The organism is Brevundimonas sp. 01N35 (genome assembly GCF_056399785.1).
Genome location: NZ_JBFTRZ010000001.1, coordinates 147,251 through 171,391 on the forward strand (window position 1 = coordinate 147,251; position 24,141 = coordinate 171,391).

Below are 24,141 nucleotides of genomic sequence, written 5' to 3' on the forward strand. Positions count from 1 at the left end.
ACCCTCCCCCCTCGAGGGAGAGGGCTCTGCTCCGATCGGCCGAGGCCTCGGGGCCTGAGCACGGCTACATCCGCCGGGCGCCCAGGGCCGTGGCCCGCGCCAGCATCCGCGCGATCTGCGCTTCGGATCGCAACAGGCCCTGCGCTCCGCCGTCGACGCTGACATTGACCGTCAAACCTGCACCACCGCCCATCGGCTCGATGCTGCCCGCGCCGCCAGGACGAAACACCTCCGGCCCGCGCTCGCCGACCAGATAGGCCCCGCCGCCCAGCACCGGCCCGCCTTCGGCCCGCGCCCCGGCGAAACCGCTCATCGCCGCTGCAATGGCGTCCGACAGGCCGCCACCTCTGCTCGATCCCGCCGCCGCATTGACCGCGTTCAGCACCGCCCGCGCCAGTTCGGCCAGCGTCACCTCCCCGTCCGCCGCCGCCCGCGCCAGCGACCGCGTCAGGCTCTCGCCCGCCCGCCCGAAGGCCTTCTCGATCGAGGAGGCTGCCCGCTCGGCCGGCTCCCTAAGGGCCTCCAGCGCCGCCGCCGCCTCGGCCGCCTTCACCGGCACAGCGTCCAACCCGTCCGGCCTGAAACTATCGGTCATCTTCTTTCCTCCCCATTTCATGGGGAGGGGGACCGCGTAGCGGTGGAGGGGGCGACACCGCCCTCTCCCGTCGAGACGCCCCCTCCGTCACGGACGCTGCGCGCCCGCGCCACCTCCCCATGAAATGGGGAGGAAAACACGCATCAATCCGGCCACATCGCCTGCATCCGCTCCAGCTCGCCCCGTCCCAGCGGCGCCGCCTGCACCGGTCCCGCCGTCAGCATCCGCCATTCCTTCAGCGACAGCCGCCAGAACCCCTCCGGCCCCACGCCCATCCGCGCCGCCGCCTGCATCATCTCGCTCCAAGGCGTCATGCCGCAGCCGCAAACGCCTTCGCCACCGCCTCCGCCGCCTCGCGCGGATCAACGGCGGCGCGCGCCAAACCATCCGCCAACACGCCCTCGCCCCCGCCGCGCAGCAGGGCCGCCAGCACCACCAGCAGATCCCGCGCCGACAAGGCCCGCATCCGCTCGGCCAGCGCCGCCATCCCGGCGACGCCCAGCCCCGTCTCGATCTCGGCCAGGGCCCCCAGCGTAAGACACAGCCTCCGCTCCGCCCCCGCCAGCACCGCCACCGCCTCGCCCCGCACGCCGTTCGTCATCACAGCGCCGAGAACCCGATCTCGCCCGCGCTGGCCAGGCTCATCGCAAAGCTCGCCTCGCCCTCGTGCTCGCCGGCGTATTCCAGCGCCGCCACCAGGAAGGGCCCCTCCAGCACGCCGAAGTCCGGCACGATCAGCCGCCACGTCCTGGCCGCCTGTTCAAAGAAGGCCTCGCGGATCAGGGCGTCGGACGCCGCGTCGCGGAAAATCCCCTGCCCCGACACCGCCGCCGACTTCACACCGGCCCCCGCCAGCAGCTCGCGCCACCGCCCGGCGCTGTCGCCGTCCGTCGCGTCCACCGTCCTGGCGTTCAGCGAAATCGTCCGCGCCCTCAGGCCCGCGACCGTGGTGAAGACGCCTGCCGCGCCCTCGACCTTCAGCAAGATGTCCTTGCCGCGTTGCGCCGTCATGTTTTCCTCTTTCCTCCCCATCCCTGATTGGGGAGGGGGACCACGTAGTGGTGGAGGGGGCGACGCCGCCGTCAGACGTCGAGCCGCCCCCTCCGTCACGTCGCTATCGCGACGCGCCACCTCCCCATCGCTCCGCGACAGGGAGGAAAGCGTTCGTCAAACCTCTTCCGTCACCGCCCGCAGCCGCATCACCGCCCAGGCCCGTTTCAAATCCGCGCTGCGGAACACGTCGGTAAAGGTCACGCCCAGACTGACCGCCTTCACCCCGTCCGCCTCGACCGGCGCATCCGCGACCCGCGCCCGCACCGCCGCCGCGACCGCCCGCGCCTCCTCCAGCCCAGCAAACCGACTGGCGCAGGTCAGGGTCAGCCGATGCTCGACCCCGCCGCCGTCCGCGTTCACCGCCCGGCTCTCGCCCTTGCCGATCAGCAGATGCGGAAACGCCGCCTCCTCCGGCGGCTGGTCCCAGACCCTTGCCGGATCGCCCAGCAGCGCCGCCAGCGCCCCGTCGCCCTTCAACCAGGCGATCAACGCCTTGATCAGCGCCCCCTCATGATCCCTCATCGCGCCCGCTCCAGGTTCAATCGCACCCGCCCCGCGGCCTTGGGATCCGCCTCGATCTCGACGACGGCCCAGTCCGCCCCGCCGAAACGCACCACCAGCCCCTCGGCCAGTCGCGGATCAGCGCGCACCGTGGCGCTCAGCGTCTCCACGCCCCGCGTCACGCCGCCTTCCGTCCGTTCGCGCCGTCGCCGTGCGCCAAGGCTCAGCCACAGCGACCCGACCGGCTCATAGCTGACGACCCGCCCGCCATAGGGCGTCTCCGCCTCCACCGGCCGCACCAGGCTCGCCACGACCTTCATCCCGCCGGCGCTCAAGTAGGCCGAAGGCCGATAGCGCCCAGTCAAAGCCGCACCACGCGATAGGGCGCGATCCACCCCTCGACCGACGCGACCGACATCTCGCTCTCGCCGCGCTCATAGGCCCGCAGCACCAGCATCAGCACCGCCAGCCGCAGCGGCGCGGGCGAAGTCGACGTCAGGCTCAGCCCCACCTCTCCCTCCACCCGCGCCCTGGCCGCGCCGATCAGCGTCTGGATCAGCCCGTCCTCCGCCTCATGCTCGACGCGCAGGAACAGCTTCGCCTCCGTGAGGGTCACGGGTGCGCTCATTTCAAATCTCCTGTTTCCCTCTTCCTTCTCCCCCTGCGGGAGAAGGTGGCCCCCAAAGGGGGTCGGATGAGGGGTCTTGCCGCCTGCGAAACCCCTCACCCTCCCACCGCTCACGCGGCGGGTCCCTCCCTCTCCCGCAAGGGGAGAGGGGTCAGTCCGCTCAGCTCGCCGCGAACTTCATCAGCTTGATCGCGTCGAAGTTCTGCACCCCGCCGCCCACGCGCTTGGTCGTGTAGAACAGCACATACGGCTTGGCCGAATAGGGATCGCGCAGCACCCGCACCCCCGCCCGATCGACGATCAGATAGCCGCGCGCAAAGTCGCCGAACGCGATCGACAGACTGTTGGCCGCCACGTCCGGCATGGTCTCGATCTCGGTGACCGGATAGCCCAGCAGCGACGCCGTCTCGCCCGGCCGCGTCGCCGGCGACCAGATGTAGTTCCCGTCCGCGTCCTTGAACTTGCGCACCGCCGAGACCGTGCGTCGGTTCATCACGAAACGCCCATTCGGCCGATACTGGGCCTTGGGCGCATAGATCAGGTCGATCAGCTTGTCCGCCGGACTGGCCGAGGCGAAGGCCCCCGCCGCCCCCGACGCCACCGTGCCGATCTGGCCCCAGGTCTGCGTGCCCTCGGTCGCCGTCGCATAGGCCAGGAAGCCCTTGGGCTTGTTCACCCCGTCGCCGCTGACAAAGGCCGCCGTCTCCTGCGCCGCAAAGGCGTCCTCGACCTCGGCCGCCAGCCATTCGTCCAGATCGATCAGGGCGTCGTCCAGCAGGCTCTGCGTCGCCGCCGGACAGGCGTAAAGATCCGCCGAAGAGAACTCGAGCAAGGACAGCGTCGCCGGGTCCGTCTCCGGCCGCGCCGCCGTCTCGGCCACCCAGCCCGCCGCCACGCCCGCCGTCGACACCGGCTTCCTGAACACGCCCGAGCCGACCGTGCGCACCGTGGCGATCTCGCGCATCGGCGAGCCCGCCATCAGGCGCCGCTCAATCGCGCGCTCCGTCTCCGGCGGCACGACATAGCCGGCCGAGTTCGACGCCGACGACAGCCCCGCCTTCAGCTCCAGACCATGCGAAGCGCCCGACTTCATATAGCCGTCCCAGGCCGCCTTGGCCTCCGGCGCCGCCGCCACGACGGCCGGCTCAGCGCCCAACATCGGCCTGCGCCCCTCGCTCAGCGCCCGATCCAGACGCGCCTGAGCCCCCGCCACCGCCTGGTCGATGCGCGCCACCTTCTCCTCCAGCAGCACGTCGGCCGAAGCCTTCTTCTCGATCTCGTCCAGCCGGGCGTCGTTGGCCCCTTTGAACGCCTCGAACGCCGCCATCATCTCATGCATGGCGGCGCGCGCCTCGGGATTGCCCGAGGCGGTCTTGGTCTCTTTCATGCTCTCTCCGCTTGAAGAACCGCGTTTCGCGGTTACGCTTGGGCGTGGCCGTCGTGCGGTCGCGCCCTGTCCCTGCCGCGCGCAGGACGCTCCCTAAAGGATCGCCCATGCGGCCGCTGATGTTGTCCCTGTTCGCCGCCCTGTCGCTGGGCCTTGCCTCCCCCGCCCAGGCCGAAGACTCGCGTCCGCCCCAGGTCGAGGCCTGGCCTCTGGCTCAGACCAGCGCGATCGGCACGGCCATCTTCATGCAAGATCGCGCCGCCGCGCGCGCCACCGACGCCCTGCTCGCCCGCTTCCGCGGCAAGCCGCCCGAGGGCCTGATCGGCTGGATCGTCGTCCCGAACGGCGAGGACCAACTGGTCCGCTTCCTTGTCGGCGATCCCGCCGCACCACGCCCCGGCTACGACATCCGGGTCGGCAAGAACGGCCGCGCCGGCGCGGTGGTCGAAAGCTCTGACATCGCCCTGCCGGACGATCAGGCCGCGCGCTATTTCGCTCGCAACACCGCCGCTGCGGGCATCGGCGCCCTGCGTTGCGCCGCCCTCTACAACACCGTGGTGCTGGACGATCCCGACGGCGACGGCTGGCTAGTCTGGCTCCTGGCCTCGACCACAGACGCTGACAAGGTGCCGATGGGCGGCCACTACCGTTTCCACGTCAGCGCCGACGGCCGCACTGTCGACAAACGCGAGCAGCTATCCACGGGCTGCCTTGACGGGAATCGTCGTCAGGTCGGCCAAGGCGGCCAGGTTCTCGCGATCGTCACCAACGTCGTCGTCGCCCCTCAGCCGCTCGAGATTCACGTCTTCCTGTCTCTGCTCCACCAGCTGCGGATCTATGTCGTGACGGGCGAAAAAATGTGGACTGTCGAGGGGGCGGGGATCAGCGAATTCGACACGTCGAAGAGGCGCTAGATCGCAATGCCCGTCCCGATCTCCTCAAAGGCCCAGCCAGGTGATCACCAGAATCGTCCAATCTTTTCTCTTACTTTCGGCCATCGCTGCGGCGTCCGCATTGAGCACGAGCAGCGCCATTGCCCAGGATACGGACTGCTACGACGCCGAGGTCACGGCCCACATCGTTTCGCAGACACCGACCGTAGTTCCGAATTGCGGCGATGACTGCATCGTCATCAGTTGGCCCTGGATCCTCGATCTGGATGTTCGCCGCATTCACGCCGGGGACGTTCGTCGTGGACGGCTAACGATCCTCGCCATTCTGCATACCGATTTCCGCCGCGATCTCGGCTCTCGCAGCTGGAAGCTGCGCCGCAACGACCAGGACGGCTTCAACCTCCTCCGCAGTGAGGAGAGCATCACAGCCAGATGTACGCCCGACGCGGCTCCGGCGACAGCCTACATCACGCCGCCGGACGGCCAGACCCTCGAAGACCTTCGTCGCGAGGGCCGCGAACACTACGACCGCGACAACTGAAACCGCGCCCCCGGCAGCATCGGAAACGTCACCAGCGACACCTCCCACAGCTCCACCGCGCTCAGCACCCGCAGTCGCCCGTCGCGTCGCGCCCTGGCCGCGCGAAACCCGATCGACAGCCCGTCCAGCGCCCCCGCCCGCGTCAGGGCCTGGGCGTAGCGGGCCTCGGCCGACCAGTCGTGGATGCGCCCGCACACCCGCAAGCCCCGCTCGTCCTCGACCATCTCGTCCCAGACGCCGACCACGGCCCGGCTCTCGTGCTGATGCAGCATCCGCACCCCGCCCGCGCCCGTCTTGGCCAGGCTGTCGGCGAAGGCGCCCTTCGCTACGACGTCCCCGTTCAGGTCGGCGACGCCCCACAGCGAGGCGTAGCCTTCGATGGTCACGTCCCCTCTCCCCTTGCGGGAGAGGGAGACCGCGCACGACGGCGCAGCCGTCGTCCTCGCGCGGTCGGGTGAGGGGTCGCACCGCCCCTTGAACTCAAGGTCGCGAAACCCCTCATCCGGCCCTTTGGGCCACCTTCTCCCGCAAGGGGAGAAGGGCAAATTCGTCGCCATCATCGCTCCTCCAGCCGACGTTCGATCCTTTCGACCGCCGCGCGCACGGCCTCGCCCTGGGCTTCCACGCGCGCCAGCCGTTCCGCCACCAGCCGCTGCTCGCCGACCCGCTGCTCCAGCGTCGCGATCCGCGCCGCCGCCCCGCCGGCCCAGACCAGCCCGCCGACGCTCTGCACCAGCAGCGCCGCGATCAGGGCGACGGGCACTTTTCGTAGCTCAGGCATCTTTCCTCCCCATTTCATGGGGAGGGGGACCGCGTAGCGGTGGAGGGGGCGACGCCGCCCTCTCCCGTCGAGACGCCCCCTCCGTCACGTCGGCTTCGCCGCCGCGCCACCTCCCCATCGCTGCGCGACAGGGAGGAAAACCTAATCCCCCACCCCCGCCATCCGTCGCCGCTCTTCGTCCGTCAGGAAGCTCGCCGCGTTCAGCCGCGCCCACAGCGCGTCGCGCTCGACCTGCAAGGCCGGCACCGCATCCAGGTCCGGCTCGATCCGGCAGTCGGTGAACCGCCCGCCCAGCCAGCCCGTCATCGCCCCCGCCGCCTTCCTCACCAGCGGGATCACCGTCCCGCGCCAGAAGGCCGCGTTGGCCTCGCGATAGTTGGCGTAGGTCGCGTCGCCGGGTATCCCCAGCAGCTGCGGCGGCACGCCGAAGGCCAGGGCGATCTCGCGCGCCGCCGCGTGTTTGCCGGCGATGAAGTCCATGTCGTGCGGCGTCAGGCTCATCGGCTTCCAGTCCAGCCCGCCTTCCAGCAGCAGCGGCCGCCCGGCGTTCCGCGCCCCCGCATGGGCCTCGCCTAGCTCCGATTTCAGCGCCTCGAACTGATCCGCCGTCAGCCGCTCGCCGTCCTTGGCCCCATAGACCAGCGCCCCCGACGGCCGCGCCGCATTGTCCAGCAGCGCCTTGTTCCAGGCCCCCGAGGCGTTGTGCACGTCGATGGCGAAGGCCGCCGCCTCCAGCGGTGAAAACCCGTAATGGTCGTCGGTCGGGTGAAACAGCTTCAGGTGCATGACCGGCGACCAGCCGTCGCCGTGCCGTGCGATCCGCACCGCCTGCCCGCCGACCGCATACTCATAGGCCTCGGGCCAGCCCGCGCTTCCCGGAACCACCTTCACCCGGTCCGGCCGCAACGCCCATAGTTCATCCGGCGCGCCGTCCCCATCCGCGTCTCCGCTCGCCTCGACATAGGCGTTCCCCGCCGTCTGCAGCGCGCCATAGACCGCCTCCATCAGCTCCCCGCCCGACTGCTCGGGATTGGGCTTGGCCAGCAGCCGCGCCAGCGGATGCTCCGTCGTCCGCACGCCGCCGACCATGACCATCAAGGGGGTCGAGGCCGCCGCCTCCGCGATCATCCGCACGCAGCGATAGGCCACCGCGTTCTTGGCGAACCCCTCCTCGGCCAGATGGGCATAGTCGCGCGGCGTCCATCGCGCCCGGCCTACGCCGGTCAGGGCGATCAGCGGCCCCGCCCGACTGTCCTTGATCTCAGGCGCAGCCATGCGCCGCCGACCGAACGGTCGTCGCCAATCCATGTGGTTCTCCGTTCTCGTTTGTCCTTCTCCCCTTGCGGGAGAAGGTGGCAGGCGAAGCCTGACGGATGAGGGGTCTCGCTGTCGCTTGCCCTCTCATCGATGGTCGCCGTCGCAAAACCCCTCATCCGGCCCTGACGGGCCACCTTCTCCCTCAAGGGGAGAAGGAAGTTAGAGCGCCCGCAACCTCGGCAGGCTCTTCCCCGCCAGCAGCAGATGCGTCAGCGCCCACACCAGGGCGTCCGCCCGGTCGGGGCTCTTCGCCCCCGCCGCCTCGCTGCCCAGCGCCATCATCTCTTCTTCCAGCGCCGGAAACGCGCCGCAGTGAACCACCCGCCCCTGCTCATAAAGCGCCGCCACCGGCTCGGCCCGCGCCTTCTTGGACCGGCTGGCGTGGACCAGCTTGATCAGCACCTCGCAGTCCGCCTGGGCCAGCAGGGTCCGCACCATCTCCCCGCCCTGATTGGCCTCGGCCAGCACCAGGTCGGCGCCGAATTCCACCGCTGTCTCCGCCACCCGCTGCGCCCATCCGGCGGGCGATAACCCCCGCGCCGAACGGTCCGCCAGCACATAACCGACCTTGTCCTTGCGCCCCGCCACCACGATGCCGCAGGCGTCGCCGTGCGCGCTGGCCGGCGGGTCCACCGCCACCACCACCCGCTCGAACTTCGCCGGTCGAGCCCCCCGCGCCCGCGCCAGATCCTCGGCCCGGAACAGGGCGCCGTCGGCCTCGACAATCAGCCCCTCCATCTCCTGCGCCTCCAGCCGCGTCCCGGCGTAGAGCGCCTTCAGATGGCCCAGAAACCCCGGCGACAGGTTGTCCGCATTGGCCGCCGTCGCCAGCCGCGCCTTGACCACCCCCGGCTCGGCCAGCAACCGCCGCAGCGCCGCGATCGGCCTCGGCGTCGTGGTGATCGCCAGCTTGGGATCATCCCCCAGACGCAAGCCAAACCTCAGGTTCGACAACGTCGCCTCCGGGTGTCTCCAGGCACAGAACTCATCGGCCCAGGCTCCATGAAACTGCGGCCCCCGCAAACTGTCCGGGTCCTCCGCCGAAAACGCATAGGCCGCCGACCCCGAAGGCCAGATCAGCCTGCGCCGTCCCGCCTCCCAGCGCGGCCGGTGATCCTTGCCGCCCAGCGCCTTCAGCCCCGACACGCCTTCGACCATGACCTCGCGCACGTCGTGCAGCGCCGGTCCGATCAGGGCCAGATTCAGATTGTCCCGCCGCGCCAGTTCGCTCAGCCAAAACGCCCCGGCGAAGGTCTTTCCCGACCCCCGCCCGCCCAGCAGCACCCAGGTGCGCCAGTCGACGTCAGGCCGCCAGGCCTGGTCGTCGCTCAGCCTCGGCGTCGCATTCATCGCCGCCCTCAACGCCGCCGCCCGGTGTTCGCGCGGCAGGCTCTCGGCCCAGTCCCGCAGTAAGCGACTTGCGCTCGAACGCTGCGACGAGATGATCGACGCGGGCGTAGAATTGGGCCTGAAGCCCGGCCAGTTCGGCGTCGCTGATGTCACGATCGTCTTCGCTCATTTCATCCTCTTCGGGGTTCCGGCTCTTGCGGACGGGGCTCGCTTTCAGCGCCGCCACCGCCCTGGCCGTTCGCGCCAGGACGCCGACGGCCCGCGCCCGCTTCTCGGCCTCGGCCATATCGGCCGGCGCCTCGGCGGCGGCCACCACCGCGATCGCCTGATCGGTCAGGGCCTTCAACTGGTCGAACACCGCGTCCAGCCACCCCGCCTCCGCCTCATCCCTATTTCCCGCCATGCCTGAACCATAGAGGACCAGCGTCCTCAGGCTGGCCAACGCCTGCGAGAACGGATCAATCCCGGGAATTTTCAGGGTTTGCGAGGCACAGCTGCGATAGCCAAGGCCGGATGGCTTCTCTTTCCTCCCCACTCGTGGGGAGGGGGACCGCGTAGCGGTGGAGGGGCCTGCGCCCCAGCCTGAAGAGGAGCAGCCCCTCCGTCACGAACGCTTCGCGCCCGCGCCACCTCCCCATTCCATGGGGAGGAGAAGGAAGCCTACCCCGCCAGCGCCACCGCGTCCCCGCCCGCCAGCCAGTGGGCCAGCGCCCCGGCCAGCTCGGGAATCTGGATCGGCTTGGCCAGATGCCCGTCCATGCCGGCGTCGAGGCAGCGCGCCACCTGGTCCGCCTGGACGTTGGCCGTCAGCGCCAGGATCGGCGTACGCCGCGTCGTACCCGCCTGCATCCGCCGGATCTCCCGCGTCGCCGTCAGCCCGTCCATGACCGGCATGTGCACGTCCATCAGCACCAGGTCGTAGGCGCCGTTCTGCATGGCGTGGACCGCCTCGGCCCCGTCGCAGACCGTGTCGATCTCCAGCCCCAGGCCACGCAGGATGGCGCTGACCAGTTCGCGGTTCCCCGGCGCGTCGTCGGCCATCAGGATGTGTCCTGCGGCCATGGTCCCGGGCGCAGCCATCGCCTCGTCGCCCCTGGCCAGCCGCCCGATCGCGCCGCCCTGGGCCAGGGGCGTCTCGAACCAGAAGGTCGCCCCCTCGCCCGGTCGGCTGTCGACGCCGATCTCGCCGCCCATGATCTCGATCAGCCGCCGCGAAATGGCCAGCCCCAGTCCGGTGCCGCCATAGACCCGCGTGGTCGAGGCGTCGGCCTGGGTGAAGCGTTCGAACAACTGGTCGATCTTCTCGGCCGGAATGCCGATGCCGGTGTCCGTCACCGCCACCCGCAAACGCCAGCGCCCGTCGCCTTCCGGCCGCCCGCCGACCCGCAGCGTCACCCCGCCCTTGCCGGTGAATTTCACGGCGTTGGACAGGAAGTTCAGCATCACCTGACGCAGCCGCCCGGCGTCGCCGGTCAGCACCTCGGGCATGGCGGCGTCGACCACCACCTTGAGACTCAACCCCTTGCCGACGCACTGCCCCTCGACGATGGCCGCCGCCCCGTCGACCAGGGCCGCGACCTGGAACGGCTCGGGATCCATCTCGATCGCGTTCGCTTCCAGCTTGGAATAGTCGAGGATGTCGTTGATCACCCCCAGCAAGGCCTCGCTGGCCGTGGCGATCCGCTCGACATAGACCCGCTCCTCGTCCGGCAGCGCCTCGGAGCCCTGCAACAGGCCCGAAAAACCGATCACGCTGGTCAGCGGCGTGCGCAGCTCGTGGCTCATGTTGGCCAGGAATTCGCTCTTGGCCTGGGCGGCCTTCTCGGCCCGCTCCTTGGCCTCGATGACCTCGGCCTCCAGCGCCTTGCGCTGGCTCATGTCGCGGATCACCACCACCACGTCGTCGACATGGCCGTGCTTGTCCCTCAGCGCCTTGAAGGTGCATTCGACCCAGACGGTCGCGCCGTTCTTGTGCACGGCGCGGTGCTCCAGACGGGTCGGCCGGCCAGTCTTCACCGCCTGTCCAATGGCGCCCAGCACCAGATGCCGGTCCTCGGGGTGGACATAGTCGGTCGACTGGCCCGTCATCTCCTCGAAGGTCCAGCCCAGCAACTGCTGGATCGCCGGCGAGATATACTTGCTCGACCCGTCCATCTTCACGCGGGTGATGACGTCGCCGACGTTCTCGGCCAGCAGGCGATAGCGCCCCTCGTCGCGCCGCGCCCGGGCCAGCACACGCTCCTGCTCGGTCACGTCCTGGAAAACGCCGAACATGGCGACGACCTGGCCGGTTTCGTCGACCTCGGTCTCGGCGTGGGTCAGAACCTGACGCTCCTCACCGTCGGGCCGGACGATCCGCAGCTTGGCCAGGTAGCCTTCGCCGTGCTCGATCCCGCGTTGGATCAGACCGGCCATCGTCTGGCGATCCTCTTCGACATAGAAGTCCAGCGCGCTGTGCAGGTTGGGATCGAACGTCTCGCGGTCGACGCCGTGAATGCGATAGACCTCGTCCGACCACTCGACGACGCCGGTGTTGCGTTCCAGCCGCCAGTGGCCGACGCCCGACATCTGCTCGACCAGCCTCAGCGTCTCCAGACGCTCGTCGCGGATACGCGCCGCCTCAATGCCGCCGATGATGTCCTCGGTCATGCCGGCCAGCATCTTCAGCTGATTCAGCTGCTTGTCGCTCGGCGGAGGCAGGCTGCAGTCGTGCAGGACGCTCAGCGCCCCGATCGGCGCGCCGTCCGGTCCGCACAGGGTCGCGGCGGCGTAGAACCTCAGGTGCGCCGGTCCGCGAACCAGCTGATGATCCTTAGTGCGGGGATCCTTGGCGGCGTCAGTGATAACCACCACCGCCCCACGCCCCATCGCCGCCATCATGGGCGCCAGACTATTGTCGAACGAGGTCCGCTGGGAACACAGGCCCGCATTGGACCGCACCACGGCTTCGGTCGGCGTCAACAGGGTCACCACCGCCGCCCGGCAGTCGAACAGCGTCGCCGCCAGATCGACCAGCCGGTGGAACGGGCCAGCCGGATTGTCGAGCGCCTCGATGCTCTTGGTGGTGAATGACAAAGATTAGGTCCTCCTGGACCCACCTTTCATCAGGACCGCCGAATCAATCGTTATCAGTCGGCGCTTTCGGCGATTTCGCCCCGCGTTCCAGCATCCATTCGGGCGCTTCGAAATCCAGGGCGTCTTCTTCCGTCGCCAGCGCCGCTTCCGAAATGGTCTGGCGTCGGATCGACACCCCCGCCTTATGCACCGTCTCGGGATCGCCCGAGACCAGCGGATGCCACCAGGCCAGTCCCCGCCCCTCGTGCACCCGGCGATAGCCGCACGACGGCGGCAGCCAGCGCAGGTTGCCGATCTTGCCCGGCGTCAGCTTGATGCAGTCCGGCACGTGCTCCTGCCGGTTGGCGTAGTCCGAGCAGGTGCATTTGTCCGGGTCGAACAGCTTGCAGTGAACCCGCGTCGGCACGATCTCGCCGGTGTTCTCGTCCTCGAAGCGAATGACGCAGCACAGGCCGCACCCGTCGCACAGGCTCTCCCACTCGGTCGGAGACATCTCCGTCAGCGGCTTGGTTTCCCAGAAGGGTTTCATGCGCGGGGCCTATACGCCGCCTATGCGGCGCTGTCGCGGCCGATCAGTGCGTCACGCTCTTCGAGAAGACGTTGATCACCACCACTCCGCCCACAATCATGATCAGGCCGATGACAGCCGGCAGGTCCAGCTTCTGCTTGAACAGAAACAGGCCGATCACCGAGATCAGCACCACCCCCAGCCCGCTCCAGATGGCGTAGGCCAGCCCCACCGGCATCTGCTTCAGTGCAATGGTCAGCAGGTAGAAGGCCAGGCCGTAACAGAGCGCCAGCCCGGCCGTCGGCCAGGGCCGGGTGAACTGCTGCGACGACTGCAACAAGGTGGTCCCCAGAACTTCTAGGCCGATGGCGCCCAGAAGAGCCGCCCAGGTGATCGGGTTCACCCTTCGCTCGCCTGAGCGTCGGTCAACAGGGTTCCCGGCGTCAGCAGCGACAGCAAGGCCTTGCGCTGCTCCGGCGACACCTCATGCACGCCGAACAGATCGCTTATCCAAAGCCCGTCGGCGATCAACCGCAGCATCAGGGCGTCATCCTTACCCGCCGGATCGACGGGGTCGTCCACCGCCAGGGTCCGCATCGCCGCCCGCCAGCGCACGATCAGGGTCGGCTCGATGGCGCAGGCGGCCAGGGCGGCCCGGCCGATGCTGACGTCGCGCTCCGTCACCGGTTCGTTGACCGTGGCCCGCAGATAGGCCCGCGCATTGCGGCCATAGGGATTGGGATCCCGCGCCGCCTCCTCCAGCACCTGCGCCGTCATCGACGCCGCCAGCTGGTCCATCACCCCTTCCAACAGGGCCTGCTTGTTGGGGAAGTGATGCAGCAAGGCGCCCTTGCTGAACGACAGCCGCGCCACGACCCCATCCAGCGTCAGCCCCGTCGCCCCCTGTTCGGCGGCGACCTCGATCGCCATGTCGATGATCTCGGCGCGGGTGGTTTCCGGCGCGCGGCGGCGTGTCTGAGCTTCCATGCGCAAGACTTACCGTCCAGATGGTATGTTATCAAGCGATGGCCTGCGACGCCCCCTTCGGTCTATAGGGGCGACCCTCCTCCCGCATTTATCGGTCGCATTGTCTTCATGGCTGCACGTCCCCCTCTCGTCGCCCTCAAGGACGTCCGCCTCCAGGACGGTCAACGCCCCTTGTTCGACGGTGTCGATCTGGCGGTTGAACCGCGCAGCCGCGCCGCCCTGGTCGGGCGCAACGGCGCCGGCAAGTCGACCCTGATGAAGGTCGTCATGGGCCTGATCGAGCAGGACTCGGGCGACCGCTCGGTCCAGGCCGGCACCCGCTTCGCCTATGTGCCGCAAGAGCCGGACGTCAAAGGCGACACCCTGCTGGACTACGCCGCATCCGGCGGCGCCGAGCGCTGGACCGCCGAAAGCTGGCTGACCACCTTCGGCCTCGACCCGGAAAAGGCCGCCGTCGGCCTGTCGGGCGGCGAGACCCGTCGTGCGGCCCTGGCCAAGGCGTTCGCCGAAGAACCCGACGTCCTGATGCTGGACGAGCCGACCAACCACCTCGACATCCTGGCCATCGAACTGCTGGAAAACGAGCTGGTCCAGGCCCGCTTCGCCGTCCTCGTCGTCAGCCACGACCGCGCCTTCCTGAACAAGGTGACCAACACCGTCCACTGGCTGGAAAACCGCCGCGTCCGCACCCTGAACAAGGGCTTCGACTCCTTCGACGAATGGTCCACCAAGGTCATGGAGGAAGAGGCCGAGTCCCTGCGCCGCCTGTCCAAGACCATCGAGCGTGAGACCGCGACCTTCTACAGCTCCATCACCGCGCGGCGCAGCCGCAACGAAGGCCGCGCCCGCTCGCTTCAGGCCCTGCGCAGCGAGCACGCCGAACGGGCCAAGGATCAGCCCCGCGAGCTTTATCTCGGCGTCGATTCCGGCGTGACCTCGGGCAAGCTGGTCGCCGACCTCAAGGGCGTGTCCAAGGTCTTCGGCGAGCGCACCATCTTCAAGCCCTTCACCACCCGCATCATCCGCGGCGACCGGCTCGCCATCGTCGGCCCCAACGGCGCGGGCAAGACCACCCTGGTCAAGGTGCTGCTGGGCGAACTGACCCCCGACGAGGGTACGGTCAAGCTCGGCTCCAATCTGGAACCCGTCTATCTGGATCAGTCGCGCGAGGGACTGAAGTCGGACATGACCCTGTGGGACGCCCTGACGCCGGGCGGCGGCGACAGCATCATCGTGCGCGGCTTCTCCAAGCACGTCGCCGCCTACGCCAAGGACTTCCTCTTCTCCGAGGCCCAGCTGCGCCAGCCGATCTCGACCCTGTCGGGCGGCGAGCGCAACCGCCTGCTTCTGGCCCGCGCCCTGGCCAAGCCCGCCAACATGCTGGTCCTCGACGAACCAACCAACGACCTCGACATGGACACCCTGGACAAGCTGGAAGAGCTGCTCGAGACCTATGACGGCACCCTGATCCTGGTCAGCCACGACCGCGACTTCGTCGACCGTCTGGCCACCTCGACCATCGCCATGAACGGGCGCGGCGACATCGTCGAAACCCCCGGCGGCTGGACCGACTTCATCCGCCAGAACCCCGGCTTCCTCCAGCCCGGCTCCAACCCCCGCCCGCAGGACAAGGAGGCCGCCGCCCGCGCCGAGGCCAACCCCGCGCCCGCAGCGGTCGCCGCCAAGAAGCCCGGCAAGCTGTCCTTCAAGGACGCCCACCGCCTCAAGGAACTGGAAGCCCTGCTGGAAGCCCTGCCCGGCCAGATCGCCAAACACGACGCGACCCTGGCCGACCAGAGCCTCTACACCCGTGACCCCGCCGCCTTCGACCGCGCCATGAAGGCCGCCGACAAGGCTAGAGCCGATCTCGAAGCCGCCGAACTGGAATGGCTGGAGCTGGAAGAGAAGCGGGCGGCCCTGGCGGGCTGATCGGACGCTTTCACGTCGCTCCGAGGATGACGTGCACCGGCGCTTTCCCCCCCACCTGTGGGGAGGGGGGGACCGCGAGGGGCGACGCCCAGATCGTGCCCACGAATGTCGGCCAAGGGCGGGAAGCGGACATCGACCCGCCCCTGGAAACTTCGCGCGAGAAATAGCTTGCCGAAGTCACTCGGCACCCTCGCTCATCGCGAGGTCCAATAGGTCAAAAGGACGTAAATCCAGATCAACTGGAGGACTCCCAGTCCGATCAGCTGAGCCCGTCGGCGGGGCAAGCAACAGAGCCCGATCAAGGTCGCCCACCACACTGCTGTGACCGGCGATCCGACGAAATGCAGCGGTAGTGCCGCCCACGCCTGAGTGGCCGCAGTCTCGATCAGCATCAGACCAAGGTTCGCCGCCATGACGCCGCCGAGCACCCAGCGGTAGTGGCCCATATAATACTCGTCCAGCGACGCCCAGTCGGTGGCGACCTTTGGAAACACCATCCCTGCCGCGAAATAGTAGACGCCGGCCACGACGAGGGCGGCGACGAACGGCCCGTAGGCGACCTCGATGTCTGCTAGCCCGCTCCAGGCATTGACCCAGACGCTGGACAGATCGATCAGGATGAACACCGCCAGCATCGGTGTCAGCCAGCCGATCTTGATGCGCGTGCGTTCGCGCAGAACATCGCTCAGTCCGCCAATGACGACGGCAATTGCGAGGCCGAGGATCAGCCCGAATAGGCTGAAGAAGAACTCGAACGCACTCATCAAGGGCCTCCCCACCGATACTTCGGCGGACACGCTAGCCTAGGTCGATGTTCAGTCAACGATCCCGTCAAAAACGCGCACCCGTGGCTCAGGTCAAAGAAGCCGTTGGCTGCCGATGCCCGCCTCTCATTGTCCGCTTTGGGTCGCGTGCGGTTCCAGGCCAGCAAGCGGACGCCTTTAACGTCTACTAGGGGCGTTAGCGGACACCGGCTAGCAAGCTTTGAGAGGCCGGTGCGCGATATCGTGCTAGAGAAGAGCAATGTCAGCGCGCCTCACAAGGGTTCTGGTCTGGATAATTGCCATAACCTTGGCGCTGCTATTCCTTGCTCTGTTCGGGCAGTTCTTCGCGACAATCATCCTGACATTCACAGGGTTCGGCATAATCATCTAACGCCCGCAACGGGTCGAAAGCCGACATTCCCCCCACAGTGATCCTTGTCGCGCCTTTAAGGCGCAACGCCGCGCCCCCTCACGCTTCCTGTGGACGTCTCACCCCGCTGATCGGCCTCCACGAATTCCGGCCGTCCACAGCTATCCACAGGCTTGCCCACGCCTGATCCACGGGTTGCCCACAGCCCTCTGGAATCGCCGGCTTGCCAGAAATCTCCGTTCGTCGGAACCTCATCAGGCCGAGGGACACGGCGGCGCGGGAACCTCAGAACCAGCAATGGAGAGGGGTTTCAAGCGGGTCGGTCCGGCTCTCTGACCCAGGGTTCCAGGCCTTTTCGAAGGACCCGGAAACACCGACGCAGGGCCCAGGCTCCCGATCCTTAAGCGCCTCGGCGCGGGGGTTGTGGAGAACCGGGCCGGGATCGAAGACGACGCGTCCCGACGACGCGCCCGATGCGACCAGGAGCCGCCAGGAGACCAGCCGACCGCCGCCGGGTTCGCCCGAGGCGTGACGCAAGGCCCTGACCCAGCCGGCCAGGTCCAACCCGGACTTGGCGAGGGGACGCGATCAAGGGTTCGCCCATTCGGGTGCGCCAGGGGTCACGTCCCCTCGCTCAATTCCAGCGGACGTCATGACGCCGCCCGACCTTCCCAAGTCCGCCGCCGCCCCCTACACCAAGGCGTGATGACACGTGTCCATCCTTCCCGTAGCGGGCCTTCCCGCCGCAGCCTGATGCTGGGGGCCGCCGGCCTATCGGTGCTCGGCCTGTCGGCCTGCGGCCGCACCGAGGCGCCGGTCGATGAATCCGGCCGGGTGCGCCTGCGTCTGGCCGCCGGGGGACCGGTCACCGCCGCCCACGGCGGCTTCTATCAGGCCATCGCTGTCGGGGCCTATGAGCGGCGCGGCCTCAACGTCGAGATCCTGACCGGGCCGGCCGGCGCCGACGTCCCCGCCCTGCTGGCCGCCAGCGCGGTCGAACTGGCCTTCGGCGTCGACAGCTTCGCGCCGATGCGGCTGGTCGCCGACCGCGCCCCGGTCAAGGCCGTCGCCGCCTTCCTGCAAAAGGATCCCGTGGTCCTGATGGCTCGCCCGGATCAGTCGCTGGAGGCCCTGTCGGCCCTGCGCGAGCGGCCCATCCTGATGTCCCCGGCCGACCACGCGGGATTCTGGAACTGGCTGCGCACCCGCTTCGACCTGACCGCCGATCAGGCGCGGCCGGGAACGCCGGAGGACAACCTCAAGGCCTTCCTGGCCGATCCGAAAGCGGTCCTGGTCGGGCGGCTGACGGCGGGCGATCCGACCCTGATCGCGCGTCAGGCCGGGTTCGAGCCGCGCGTGCTGATCCCCGCCGACGACGGCTACCCCTCCTATTCCGGCCTGGTCCTGGCCCCCAACGCCTTCGCCCGCGACAACGCCCGGGCGCTGCGCGACTTCATCGCCGCCTCGGTCGAGGGCTGGCGCGACTATGTCCACGGCGACGGGACCAAGGGCGACGCCCTGATCCGCCGCGCCAATCCCGCCCTGAACCAGCGTCTGCTGGACGCCGTCCGCGCCAGCCTGCGCACCGAGGCCGTGGTCGACGGCGGCGACGCGGCCCTCTACGGCCTGGGGGCCATGACGGCCGACCGCTGGCAGGCCTTCGCCGACCAGACCGAGGCCGCCTATCCCTCGCCGCCCGACTGGCGCGAGGCCTTCACCGCCCAATACCTGCCCGGCCGGGGCTGACGCCCCCCCGCGTTAGCAGCGGATTAAGCCGTCCCGGCCTAGCTTGCGCGTTCATCCCCGTCCGCCAAGCAGGAGCCGTCCGTGCGACGCCCGCCGATCACCGCCGCCATTCTGACCGCCGGGGCCTGCGCCCTCGGCCTCGGCGCGCCCGCGGCGGCTCAGACCAGCCCCGCGCCGTCCAGCGCGAACGCGGCGGGCCTGCGTTACCTGACCTGGCCGGGTCGCTCCTACAGCCCGGTCGCCGTCGCCGAAGCCGCGCGCGCCGTCGAGGCCGCGCCGACCGCCGCCGTGCGCCGACCGCCGATCATCCCCCACGGCGGCCAACCCGCCCCCGAGGCCGCGCTCGCCCCCGCGCCCTCGCGTGAGGCGCGTCAGGGCCTGACGCCCGCCAGCGCCTGGATCGGCTCGCAGACGCCCGCCTATCAACCGCAGCCCGCCGCGCCGGTCGAGGCCGCCGCGCCCTGGAGCCCGGCACGCGCCGTCGCATCGTCGTCGGCGGCTCCGGCTCCGACCGCCTATTTCGCCGCAACCGCCGAGGCTGCGCCGCCGCCCATGCCCGTCGCGCCGCCCGTCGCCGCCCCCGCGCCGCACCCTGTCCGCGCGCCGGTTTCGACGCCGGCGCCCGAAGCCGCCGCCCTCGCCTCGCCCGCGTCCGACCCGATGGCCCCGCGCCGCGACGCGCCGATCTTCCGCCTTCAGCGCCCGGCGCCCGCGCCTGACGCCGCACCTCAGGCCGCGCCTCAGGTCCAGGCGCAGATCCAGCCCGCCCCGGCCGCGGACGCCCGCGCGCCTGCCGCCCAGGGCGGCGCCCGCTACTATTCGGTGCATCGCCAGAACGGCCGCCAACCCGACGCCACGCCCCTGCCCGCGCCGATCTATCTGGACGCCCTGCCGGTGGATCTGGCCAGCATGCCCGCATCGAGCGACCTGGCCGCCCCGCCCGCCGCCCCCAATCTGATCCGCAATGCGAACGGCCGCCTCCAGGCCCTGCCCGCCAACGAAGACCCAACCCTGCCATGAGCGACGGCGCCGCCCCTCCCCCGGTCCCCCTCTCGGAGTCTGACGCCTCGTCGCGTCTGCCCGACCTGATCGCCCTGGCGCAGGAGCCGTCCAGCGAGAAGCGCCGCGCCCTGCTGCGCGAACTGACCGACCACTTCTTCGGCGCCGCCGAACGCAGCGAGGCCGAGGCCGCTCTCTACGGCGCCGTGCTCAGCGACCTGACCGACGCCATGGAGTTGGCCGTCCGCGCCGAACTGGCCCAACGCTTCGCCGCCGTGCCCGACGCCCCGCATCAGCTGATCCGCCGTCTCGCCAACGACGAGGCCGAGGACGTCGCCCAGCCGGTGCTGCGCGCCTCGCCAGTGCTGACCGAGGCCGATCTGATCCACGTCATCCGCTCGCGCGGCCAGGGCCATATGCGCGCCGTCAGCCAGCGCGCCGAAGTGTCCGAGGCCGTGTCCGACGCCATCATCGAGCGCGGCGACGACGAGACCCTGGGCGTGCTGCTGGGCAACGAGGGGGCCTGTCTGTCGCGCGCCGCCTCCGAGGCCGCCGTCGAGCGCGCCCGCGTCAATCCGGCCCTGCACGCCGCCACGGTCGAGCGCGCCAGCCTGCCGCCGGACCTGCTGAACGAGATGTATTTCGCCGTCGAGGCCCGCCTGCGCCAGCGCATCCTGGAACAGAACGCGCGTCTGGACCCTGCCCTGCTGGAAAGCGCCCTGGCCGCCGGCCGCGCCCGCGTCGCCACCGACGACGGTGCCCTGCCGCCCGACTACGCCGAGAGCCTGGCCTACGTCGAGGAACTGCGCATCGCCGGCCAGTTGACGCCGCCGGTGCTGGCCCGCTTCCTGCGCTCGGGCAGCCGCACGTCCTTCCTGATCGCCCTGTCGCAGCTGGCCGACATCGACTTCCACACCGCCCGCCAGATCATCGAGCGGCGCGAGCTGGACGCCCTGGCCGTGGTCTGCAAGGCCGCCGACCTGGATCGCGCCCTGTTCCTGACCTACGCCGTGGTGGTGCTGAACACCGACGGCGACGCCATGGGCAAGGCCCGCGCCTACGCCGGCATGTACAACGACCTGACCAACGAAGCCGCCCAGCGGACCCTGCGTTTCTGGCGCATGCGCAAGGCCATGCACGCGGCGTAAGCCGAAACGCGACGCCTCTCCCTCCCCTTCATGGGGAGGGTGGCTGACGCGCAGCGTCAGACGGGTGGGGGCGCTTTGGCTGAGTGAGCGCTACACGATCAAACGTCCCGCCGCCCCCTCCGTCACGTCCGCTATCGCGGCCGCGCCACCTCCCCATCGCTCCGCGACAGGGAGGAAATCCAGAGCGCCCTCTTTTTTCCTCCCCATTCCATGGGGAGGGGGACCGCGTAGCGGTGGAGGGGGCGACGCCACCGTCAGCCAAACGAAGCGCTTGATCTGCCAAAGCGCCCCCACCCGGTCGCTTCGCGACCACCCTCCCCATGAAGGGGAGGGAGAACGAGCGCCAAACGCGCTCAAGCAGCCCGAAGGGCGGTAGCGCCCTCCATAAAGCAAAAACGCCCGCCTTCCTCTCGGAAGACGGGCGCTGCGTCCGACCTGAAAGGCCGGTCTTACTTCTTGGCGGCGCGGGCGGGTGTGGCGCGGGCGGGTTTGCGGCCGCCCTGGCCCAGGCCCATCTGCTTGGCCAGGTCCGAGCGGGCCTTGGCGTAGTTCGGCGCGACCATGGGATAGTCCTTGGCCAGGCCCCACTTCGCCCGGTATTCCTCGGGGCTCATGTTGTATTTGGTGCGCAGGTGGCGCTTCAGCGACTTGAACTTGCGGCCGTCTTCCAGGCAGATCAGGAAGTCAGGCGTGATCGACTTGCGCACCGGAACCGCCGGCTCCTTGGGCTCGGGCTCGATTTCCACCGGACCCGAAGACACGCCCGACAGGGCGGCGTGGATCTGGGCGATCAGACCCGGCACGGCGTCGGCCGAGACGGTGTTGTTGCTGACGTAAGCCGACACGATGTCCGCCGTCATTTCGAGCAGCTCGGGTTTTTCTTCCATGGGGGGATAGCCTGTTTCAGGAGCCAAACATGTTCGACTGATCTAACCCGACCCGTCGGTGGTTGGTTTCATACGGATGTTTGATGATGAAAGCAATGCAAGCATAGAACATCGCCTGTCAGGCGAACTGTTCTACTTATCTGAGCTGAATTCAGTCGCCCGCTTTCACCGACCAAAGTTCTCCGCCAGCGCCAGCATGGCCGCCCGCTCCGGCGCGGAGTATTCGTCGACCAGATCTTCCTCGCCTTCGCGGATGGCGCGAAGCAGCGCCGGCGTCAGCGCCGAGGACAGCGACCAGTTCCAGTAACGCAGCACGGTCTGAGCCCGGTCGACGGCCAGCATTTCATAGGTGATCTGCACCCGTTCCCAGTCGGAATGGACCTCGCCGTCGACCGTCAGCTCGGGCCGTCGCATAGCCCGCCATAGGGCCAGCAGATCCCGCCGCGACAGGCCGGTCGCCTTGCACAGGATCGCCAGCGCCTCGCCGCCCGCGTCGCCCATGATCTTGGCGGCGGTCAGCGGCTTGATCCCCGACAGATAACCGATCTCGCCGACCAGTTCGCGGCTCATCCCCTCGGCGGCGGCGGCGACCGCAGCCTCCAGCCCGCTGTAGGGGCTCTTGTCGATGGCCGCGCGGTTGCGCTGGCGGCGCTCGATGAACTGCAGCGCCTTGCGCGCCACCGGGTCGGCCCAGCCCTCGGCGGCGGCCATGGCGAAGACGTCCTCGACGCTTTCCTGCAGCACCTCGCGCGACACGGCGAAGCGTTGCAGCACGGCGCGCCGCTCCTCGGCCTCGCACCACCAGAACATGACATAGGCCCCGGACGGGCGCAGTTCGGGGCGGCGCAGCAAGGGCGCGCACAGGCCCTTGCTCTGGCGGCTCAGCGCCACCACGCCCTCGATCGCGGACTGCGACAGGCGCGCGGAGGTGTTCTTCAGCACCGCGTCGATGACGGCGTCCTCGCCGAAGCTCAGCAGGGTCTCGGTGACGACTTCCGTCAGGCCGCGACGGGCGGCGATCAGCAGGCGGTGCTCGATGTCGGCGTCGCGGGCGCAGCCGATCAGGTCGACGTCCGACAGGGCGGCGCACAGTTCGATCAGGGGCGCCGCCACCGACGGCTCGTCGCGCAGCAGCAGCCGCGCCACGCTGTTGGGCAGTTCCGCCAGCGGGGCCAGCCGCGCAGCCACCCGGCGGCGTTCCTCGACCGGGGCCAGGCGCAGCATCTCGACCAGCAGATCGCCCGTCACCGCCCGCTCGAAGGCGTTGATGCGGCTGGCGGGCAGGCAGACGACGTCGGCCAGCCGCCGCAGCAGGACCTGGCGGGCTTTCGACGGCCCGATCTGGGCGGCGTCGGCGGGAATGGCGGCCGGGTGAGACATGGCCGTACGACCCTAGCGCGAGGCGGTTAACCGCGGGTGAGGGGCGCCCGCGCCTTTCCTCCCCATGCAATGGGGAGGGGGACCGCATAGCGGTGGAGGGGCTTGCGCCTGACGAAACGGCCCCTCCGTCTCGTCGGCTTCGCCGCCGATCCACCTCCCCACGAAGTGGGAAGAGAAGCCGGAAGCCTACAGCCCCTCGAACAGGGCCGTGGACAGGTAGCGTTCGGCGAAGCTGGGGATGATGACGACGATGGTCTTGCCCGCGTTCTCGTCCAGCGCCGCCTGGCGGAAACCGGCGACCAGGGCCGCGCCCGAGCTGATGCCGACGGGGATGCCCTCGGCGCGGGCGACGTGGCGGGCCATATCGAAGGCGTCCTCGTTCGAGACCTGTTCGACGCCGTCGATCACGGCGCGGTCAACGATGCTCGGGATGAAGCCCGCGCCGATGCCCTGAATCTTGTGCGGACCGGGCTGACCGCCGGACAGCACGGCCGAAGCCGTCGGTTCCACGGCGATCATCTGCACCGACGGCTTCTTCGCCTTCAGCGCATGGCCGACGCCGGTGATGGTGCCGCCGGTGCCGACGCCGGAAATGACCATGTCCACGGCGCCCGCCGTGTCGTTCCAGATCTCCTCGGCGGTGGAAACCTCATGGATGGCCGGGTTGGCGGGGTTCTCGAACTGCGAGGGGCTGACCGCGCCGGGCGTGCGGTCCAGCAGGTCCTGGGCCATGGCGATGGCGCCCTTCATGCCCTTTTCCGCTGGCGTCAGCACCAGTTCGGCGCCCATCAGGGCCAGCATCTTGCGGCGCTCGATCGACATGCTTTCGGGCATGACCAGGATCAGCTTGTAGCCCTTGGAGGCGGCCACAAAGGCCAGGGCGATGCCGGTGTTGCCGGATGTCGGCTCGATCAGGACGGCGCCCGGCTTGATCGTGCCCGCCTGCTCCAGCGCCTCGACCATGGCCACGCCGATGCGATCCTTGACCGAGCCGATGGGGTTGAAGAACTCCAGCTTGGCCAGCACCGTGGCCTTCGGCTGGTACTCCGCCGTCAGGTTAGGCAACCGCACCAGGGGCGTGTCGCCGATGGTGTCGATGATGCTGTCATAGACCCGGCCGCGCCCGGCTTTCTTGTGGCGACTGGCGTCGTAGGGGGCGTCGGACATGAGGCGGTCTCCGTTGGCGATGGCGTCCTAACAGATAAGCTTGAGAGCCTCCTCGCAAGAGGCGCCGGCAATCAAATTCTAAACGCGGACGTTTCTAAACGCCGGGCCGGGAAGTCTGATCCGCGCCGACGGATT

The 24,141-nt window shown here is 69.3% G+C and carries 27 protein-coding genes; 6 read left to right on the forward strand and 21 right to left on the reverse strand.

The annotated features are described in order from the left end of the window. Positions 1 to 64: 64 nt before the first annotated feature. The 8 genes from AC1DJ5_RS00715 to AC1DJ5_RS00750 form a co-directional block, all read right to left on the reverse strand. Positions 65 to 595, reverse strand: coding sequence for a phage tail tape measure protein (locus AC1DJ5_RS00715; protein WP_477019347.1), 531 nt, complete (start codon positions 593 to 595; stop codon positions 65 to 67). 143 nt (positions 596 to 738) lie between these two features. Then, positions 739 to 909, reverse strand: coding sequence for a phage tail assembly chaperone (locus AC1DJ5_RS00720; RefSeq protein ID WP_441455832.1), 171 nt, complete (start codon positions 907 to 909; stop codon positions 739 to 741). Next, positions 906 to 1,196, reverse strand: a complete 291-nt coding sequence (locus AC1DJ5_RS00725; protein WP_477019348.1) for a GTA-gp10 family protein — start codon at positions 1,194 to 1,196, stop codon at positions 906 to 908. Before AC1DJ5_RS00725 ends, AC1DJ5_RS00720 begins: the two co-directional genes overlap by 4 nt. Further along, positions 1,196 to 1,606, reverse strand: a complete 411-nt coding sequence (locus AC1DJ5_RS00730) for a phage major tail protein, TP901-1 family (RefSeq protein WP_441455834.1) — start codon at positions 1,604 to 1,606, stop codon at positions 1,196 to 1,198. The genes AC1DJ5_RS00725 and AC1DJ5_RS00730 overlap by 1 nt, the downstream gene beginning before the upstream one ends. A 156-nt stretch (positions 1,607 to 1,762) precedes the next feature. After that, the gene (locus tag AC1DJ5_RS00735; RefSeq protein WP_441455836.1) at positions 1,763 to 2,170 is read right to left on the reverse strand and encodes a DUF3168 domain-containing protein; all 408 of its coding nucleotides are present in this window, start codon (positions 2,168 to 2,170) and stop codon (positions 1,763 to 1,765) included. Continuing rightward, complete coding sequence (locus AC1DJ5_RS00740; RefSeq protein WP_477019349.1) at positions 2,167 to 2,514, reverse strand: phage head completion protein; 348 nt, start codon at positions 2,512 to 2,514, stop codon at positions 2,167 to 2,169. Before AC1DJ5_RS00740 ends, AC1DJ5_RS00735 begins: the two co-directional genes overlap by 4 nt. Then, positions 2,511 to 2,777 carry a head-tail connector protein gene (locus AC1DJ5_RS00745; RefSeq protein ID WP_441455838.1) on the reverse strand — a complete coding sequence of 89 codons (267 nt, stop codon included), beginning with the start codon at positions 2,775 to 2,777 and terminating at the stop codon, positions 2,511 to 2,513. Before AC1DJ5_RS00745 ends, AC1DJ5_RS00740 begins: the two co-directional genes overlap by 4 nt. Positions 2,778 to 2,937: 160 nt before the next feature. Further along, positions 2,938 to 4,164 (reverse strand): phage major capsid protein, encoded by a 1,227-nt coding sequence (locus AC1DJ5_RS00750; RefSeq protein WP_477019350.1) that lies wholly within the window; start codon positions 4,162 to 4,164, stop codon positions 2,938 to 2,940. 107 nt (positions 4,165 to 4,271) lie between these two features. Between AC1DJ5_RS00750 and AC1DJ5_RS00755 the strand changes: the two genes are divergently transcribed. Beyond that, a complete protein-coding gene (locus AC1DJ5_RS00755; RefSeq protein ID WP_441455841.1) occupies positions 4,272 to 5,078 on the forward strand; it encodes a hypothetical protein in 807 nt (268 codons plus the stop codon). A 40-nt stretch (positions 5,079 to 5,118) separates the two neighbouring features. After that, on the forward strand, positions 5,119 to 5,598 hold the full coding sequence (locus AC1DJ5_RS00760) for a hypothetical protein (protein ID WP_441455843.1): 480 nt from the start codon (positions 5,119 to 5,121) through the stop codon (positions 5,596 to 5,598). Here the strand turns inward: AC1DJ5_RS00760 and AC1DJ5_RS00765 are convergent. The 9 genes from AC1DJ5_RS00765 to AC1DJ5_RS00805 all read right to left on the reverse strand — a co-directional run bounded on the left by AC1DJ5_RS00765 (position 5,580) and on the right by AC1DJ5_RS00805 (position 13,616). Next, complete coding sequence (locus AC1DJ5_RS00765; protein WP_441455844.1) at positions 5,580 to 5,984, reverse strand: HK97 family phage prohead protease; 405 nt, start codon at positions 5,982 to 5,984, stop codon at positions 5,580 to 5,582. The two genes, AC1DJ5_RS00760 and AC1DJ5_RS00765, sit on opposite strands and share 19 nt — an antisense overlap. Before the next feature lie 170 nt (positions 5,985 to 6,154). Then, on the reverse strand, positions 6,155 to 6,379 hold the full coding sequence (locus AC1DJ5_RS00770) for a hypothetical protein (RefSeq protein WP_441455846.1): 225 nt from the start codon (positions 6,377 to 6,379) through the stop codon (positions 6,155 to 6,157). Between the two features lie 141 nt (positions 6,380 to 6,520). Next, positions 6,521 to 7,687 carry a phage portal protein gene (locus AC1DJ5_RS00775; RefSeq protein WP_477019351.1) on the reverse strand — a complete coding sequence of 389 codons (1,167 nt, stop codon included), beginning with the start codon at positions 7,685 to 7,687 and terminating at the stop codon, positions 6,521 to 6,523. 168 nt (positions 7,688 to 7,855) lie between these two features. Next, entirely contained in the window at positions 7,856 to 9,046 is a 1,191-nt protein-coding gene (locus AC1DJ5_RS00780) for a DNA-packaging protein (RefSeq protein WP_477019352.1), read from the reverse strand. Continuing rightward, positions 9,000 to 9,449 carry a hypothetical protein gene (locus AC1DJ5_RS00785; protein WP_477019353.1) on the reverse strand — a complete coding sequence of 150 codons (450 nt, stop codon included), beginning with the start codon at positions 9,447 to 9,449 and terminating at the stop codon, positions 9,000 to 9,002. The genes AC1DJ5_RS00780 and AC1DJ5_RS00785 overlap by 47 nt, the downstream gene beginning before the upstream one ends. Positions 9,450 to 9,706: 257 nt before the next feature. After that, on the reverse strand, positions 9,707 to 12,121 hold the full coding sequence (locus tag AC1DJ5_RS00790) for an ATP-binding protein (protein WP_477019354.1): 2,415 nt from the start codon (positions 12,119 to 12,121) through the stop codon (positions 9,707 to 9,709). 43 nt (positions 12,122 to 12,164) lie between these two features. Further along, complete coding sequence (locus AC1DJ5_RS00795) at positions 12,165 to 12,650, reverse strand: YcgN family cysteine cluster protein (RefSeq protein WP_441455852.1); 486 nt, start codon at positions 12,648 to 12,650, stop codon at positions 12,165 to 12,167. 43 nt (positions 12,651 to 12,693) lie between these two features. Then, positions 12,694 to 13,032, reverse strand: a complete 339-nt coding sequence (locus AC1DJ5_RS00800) for a DMT family transporter (RefSeq protein WP_441455853.1) — start codon at positions 13,030 to 13,032, stop codon at positions 12,694 to 12,696. Then, a complete protein-coding gene (locus AC1DJ5_RS00805; RefSeq protein ID WP_441455854.1) occupies positions 13,029 to 13,616 on the reverse strand; it encodes a TetR/AcrR family transcriptional regulator in 588 nt (195 codons plus the stop codon). The genes AC1DJ5_RS00800 and AC1DJ5_RS00805 overlap by 4 nt, the downstream gene beginning before the upstream one ends. Before the next feature lie 108 nt (positions 13,617 to 13,724). Between AC1DJ5_RS00805 and AC1DJ5_RS00810 the strand changes: the two genes are divergently transcribed. After that, the gene (locus AC1DJ5_RS00810) at positions 13,725 to 15,545 is read left to right on the forward strand and encodes an ABC-F family ATP-binding cassette domain-containing protein (RefSeq protein ID WP_477019355.1); all 1,821 of its coding nucleotides are present in this window, start codon (positions 13,725 to 13,727) and stop codon (positions 15,543 to 15,545) included. Between the two features lie 194 nt (positions 15,546 to 15,739). Here the strand turns inward: AC1DJ5_RS00810 and AC1DJ5_RS00815 are convergent, their stop codons facing one another. Then, entirely contained in the window at positions 15,740 to 16,309 is a 570-nt protein-coding gene (locus AC1DJ5_RS00815) for a hypothetical protein (protein WP_441455857.1), read from the reverse strand. A gap of 1,123 nt (positions 16,310 to 17,432) precedes the next feature. Between AC1DJ5_RS00815 and AC1DJ5_RS00820 the strand changes: the two genes are divergently transcribed. From AC1DJ5_RS00820 to AC1DJ5_RS00830, 3 genes are all read left to right on the forward strand, one after another. Beyond that, the gene (locus tag AC1DJ5_RS00820) at positions 17,433 to 18,425 is read left to right on the forward strand and encodes an ABC transporter substrate-binding protein (protein ID WP_477019356.1); all 993 of its coding nucleotides are present in this window, start codon (positions 17,433 to 17,435) and stop codon (positions 18,423 to 18,425) included. 81 nt (positions 18,426 to 18,506) lie between these two features. Then, positions 18,507 to 19,445, forward strand: coding sequence for a hypothetical protein (locus AC1DJ5_RS00825; protein ID WP_477019357.1), 939 nt, complete (start codon positions 18,507 to 18,509; stop codon positions 19,443 to 19,445). Continuing rightward, the gene (locus tag AC1DJ5_RS00830; protein WP_477019358.1) at positions 19,442 to 20,572 is read left to right on the forward strand and encodes a DUF2336 domain-containing protein; all 1,131 of its coding nucleotides are present in this window, start codon (positions 19,442 to 19,444) and stop codon (positions 20,570 to 20,572) included. The genes AC1DJ5_RS00825 and AC1DJ5_RS00830 overlap by 4 nt, the downstream gene beginning before the upstream one ends. Before the next feature lie 449 nt (positions 20,573 to 21,021). Here the strand turns inward: AC1DJ5_RS00830 and AC1DJ5_RS00835 are convergent, their stop codons facing one another. From AC1DJ5_RS00835 to cysK, 3 genes are all read right to left on the reverse strand, one after another. Continuing rightward, complete coding sequence (locus tag AC1DJ5_RS00835) at positions 21,022 to 21,459, reverse strand: Ros/MucR family transcriptional regulator (RefSeq protein ID WP_477019359.1); 438 nt, start codon at positions 21,457 to 21,459, stop codon at positions 21,022 to 21,024. A 165-nt stretch (positions 21,460 to 21,624) separates the two neighbouring features. Further along, positions 21,625 to 22,839, reverse strand: a complete 1,215-nt coding sequence (locus AC1DJ5_RS00840) for a DUF2336 domain-containing protein (RefSeq protein ID WP_477019360.1) — start codon at positions 22,837 to 22,839, stop codon at positions 21,625 to 21,627. 186 nt (positions 22,840 to 23,025) lie between these two features. Further along, complete coding sequence (gene cysK / locus AC1DJ5_RS00845) at positions 23,026 to 24,006, reverse strand: cysteine synthase A (protein WP_441453831.1); 981 nt, start codon at positions 24,004 to 24,006, stop codon at positions 23,026 to 23,028. Positions 24,007 to 24,141: the final 135 nt, after the last annotated feature.

Coding starts and splice junctions, on each gene's coding strand:
- AC1DJ5_RS00735 (WP_441455836.1), bottom strand. CDS start 2,170: ATGAGGGATCATGAGGGGGCGCTGATCAAGGCGTTGATCGCCTGGTTG.
- AC1DJ5_RS00795 (WP_441455852.1), bottom strand. CDS start 12,650: ATGAAACCCTTCTGGGAAACCAAGCCGCTGACGGAGATGTCTCCGACC.
- AC1DJ5_RS00780 (WP_477019352.1), bottom strand. CDS start 9,046: ATGAATGCGACGCCGAGGCTGAGCGACGACCAGGCCTGGCGGCCTGAC.
- AC1DJ5_RS00755 (WP_441455841.1), top strand. CDS start 4,272: ATGCGGCCGCTGATGTTGTCCCTGTTCGCCGCCCTGTCGCTGGGCCTT.
- AC1DJ5_RS00715 (WP_477019347.1), bottom strand. CDS start 595: ATGACCGATAGTTTCAGGCCGGACGGGTTGGACGCTGTGCCGGTGAAG.
- AC1DJ5_RS00840 (WP_477019360.1), bottom strand. CDS start 22,839: ATGTCTCACCCGGCCGCCATTCCCGCCGACGCCGCCCAGATCGGGCCG.
- AC1DJ5_RS00785 (WP_477019353.1), bottom strand. CDS start 9,449: ATGGCGGGAAATAGGGATGAGGCGGAGGCGGGGTGGCTGGACGCGGTG.
- AC1DJ5_RS00810 (WP_477019355.1), top strand. CDS start 13,725: ATGGCTGCACGTCCCCCTCTCGTCGCCCTCAAGGACGTCCGCCTCCAG.
- AC1DJ5_RS00725 (WP_477019348.1), bottom strand. CDS start 1,196: ATGACGAACGGCGTGCGGGGCGAGGCGGTGGCGGTGCTGGCGGGGGCG.
- AC1DJ5_RS00770 (WP_441455846.1), bottom strand. CDS start 6,379: ATGCCTGAGCTACGAAAAGTGCCCGTCGCCCTGATCGCGGCGCTGCTG.
- AC1DJ5_RS00730 (WP_441455834.1), bottom strand. CDS start 1,606: ATGACGGCGCAACGCGGCAAGGACATCTTGCTGAAGGTCGAGGGCGCG.
- AC1DJ5_RS00720 (WP_441455832.1), bottom strand. CDS start 909: ATGACGCCTTGGAGCGAGATGATGCAGGCGGCGGCGCGGATGGGCGTG.
- AC1DJ5_RS00815 (WP_441455857.1), bottom strand. CDS start 16,309: ATGAGTGCGTTCGAGTTCTTCTTCAGCCTATTCGGGCTGATCCTCGGC.
- AC1DJ5_RS00835 (WP_477019359.1), bottom strand. CDS start 21,459: ATGGAAGAAAAACCCGAGCTGCTCGAAATGACGGCGGACATCGTGTCG.
- AC1DJ5_RS00820 (WP_477019356.1), top strand. CDS start 17,433: ATGCTGGGGGCCGCCGGCCTATCGGTGCTCGGCCTGTCGGCCTGCGGC.
- AC1DJ5_RS00745 (WP_441455838.1), bottom strand. CDS start 2,777: ATGAGCGCACCCGTGACCCTCACGGAGGCGAAGCTGTTCCTGCGCGTC.
- AC1DJ5_RS00750 (WP_477019350.1), bottom strand. CDS start 4,164: ATGAAAGAGACCAAGACCGCCTCGGGCAATCCCGAGGCGCGCGCCGCC.
- cysK (WP_441453831.1), bottom strand. CDS start 24,006: ATGTCCGACGCCCCCTACGACGCCAGTCGCCACAAGAAAGCCGGGCGC.
- AC1DJ5_RS00775 (WP_477019351.1), bottom strand. CDS start 7,687: ATGGATTGGCGACGACCGTTCGGTCGGCGGCGCATGGCTGCGCCTGAG.
- AC1DJ5_RS00805 (WP_441455854.1), bottom strand. CDS start 13,616: ATGGAAGCTCAGACACGCCGCCGCGCGCCGGAAACCACCCGCGCCGAG.
- AC1DJ5_RS00830 (WP_477019358.1), top strand. CDS start 19,442: ATGAGCGACGGCGCCGCCCCTCCCCCGGTCCCCCTCTCGGAGTCTGAC.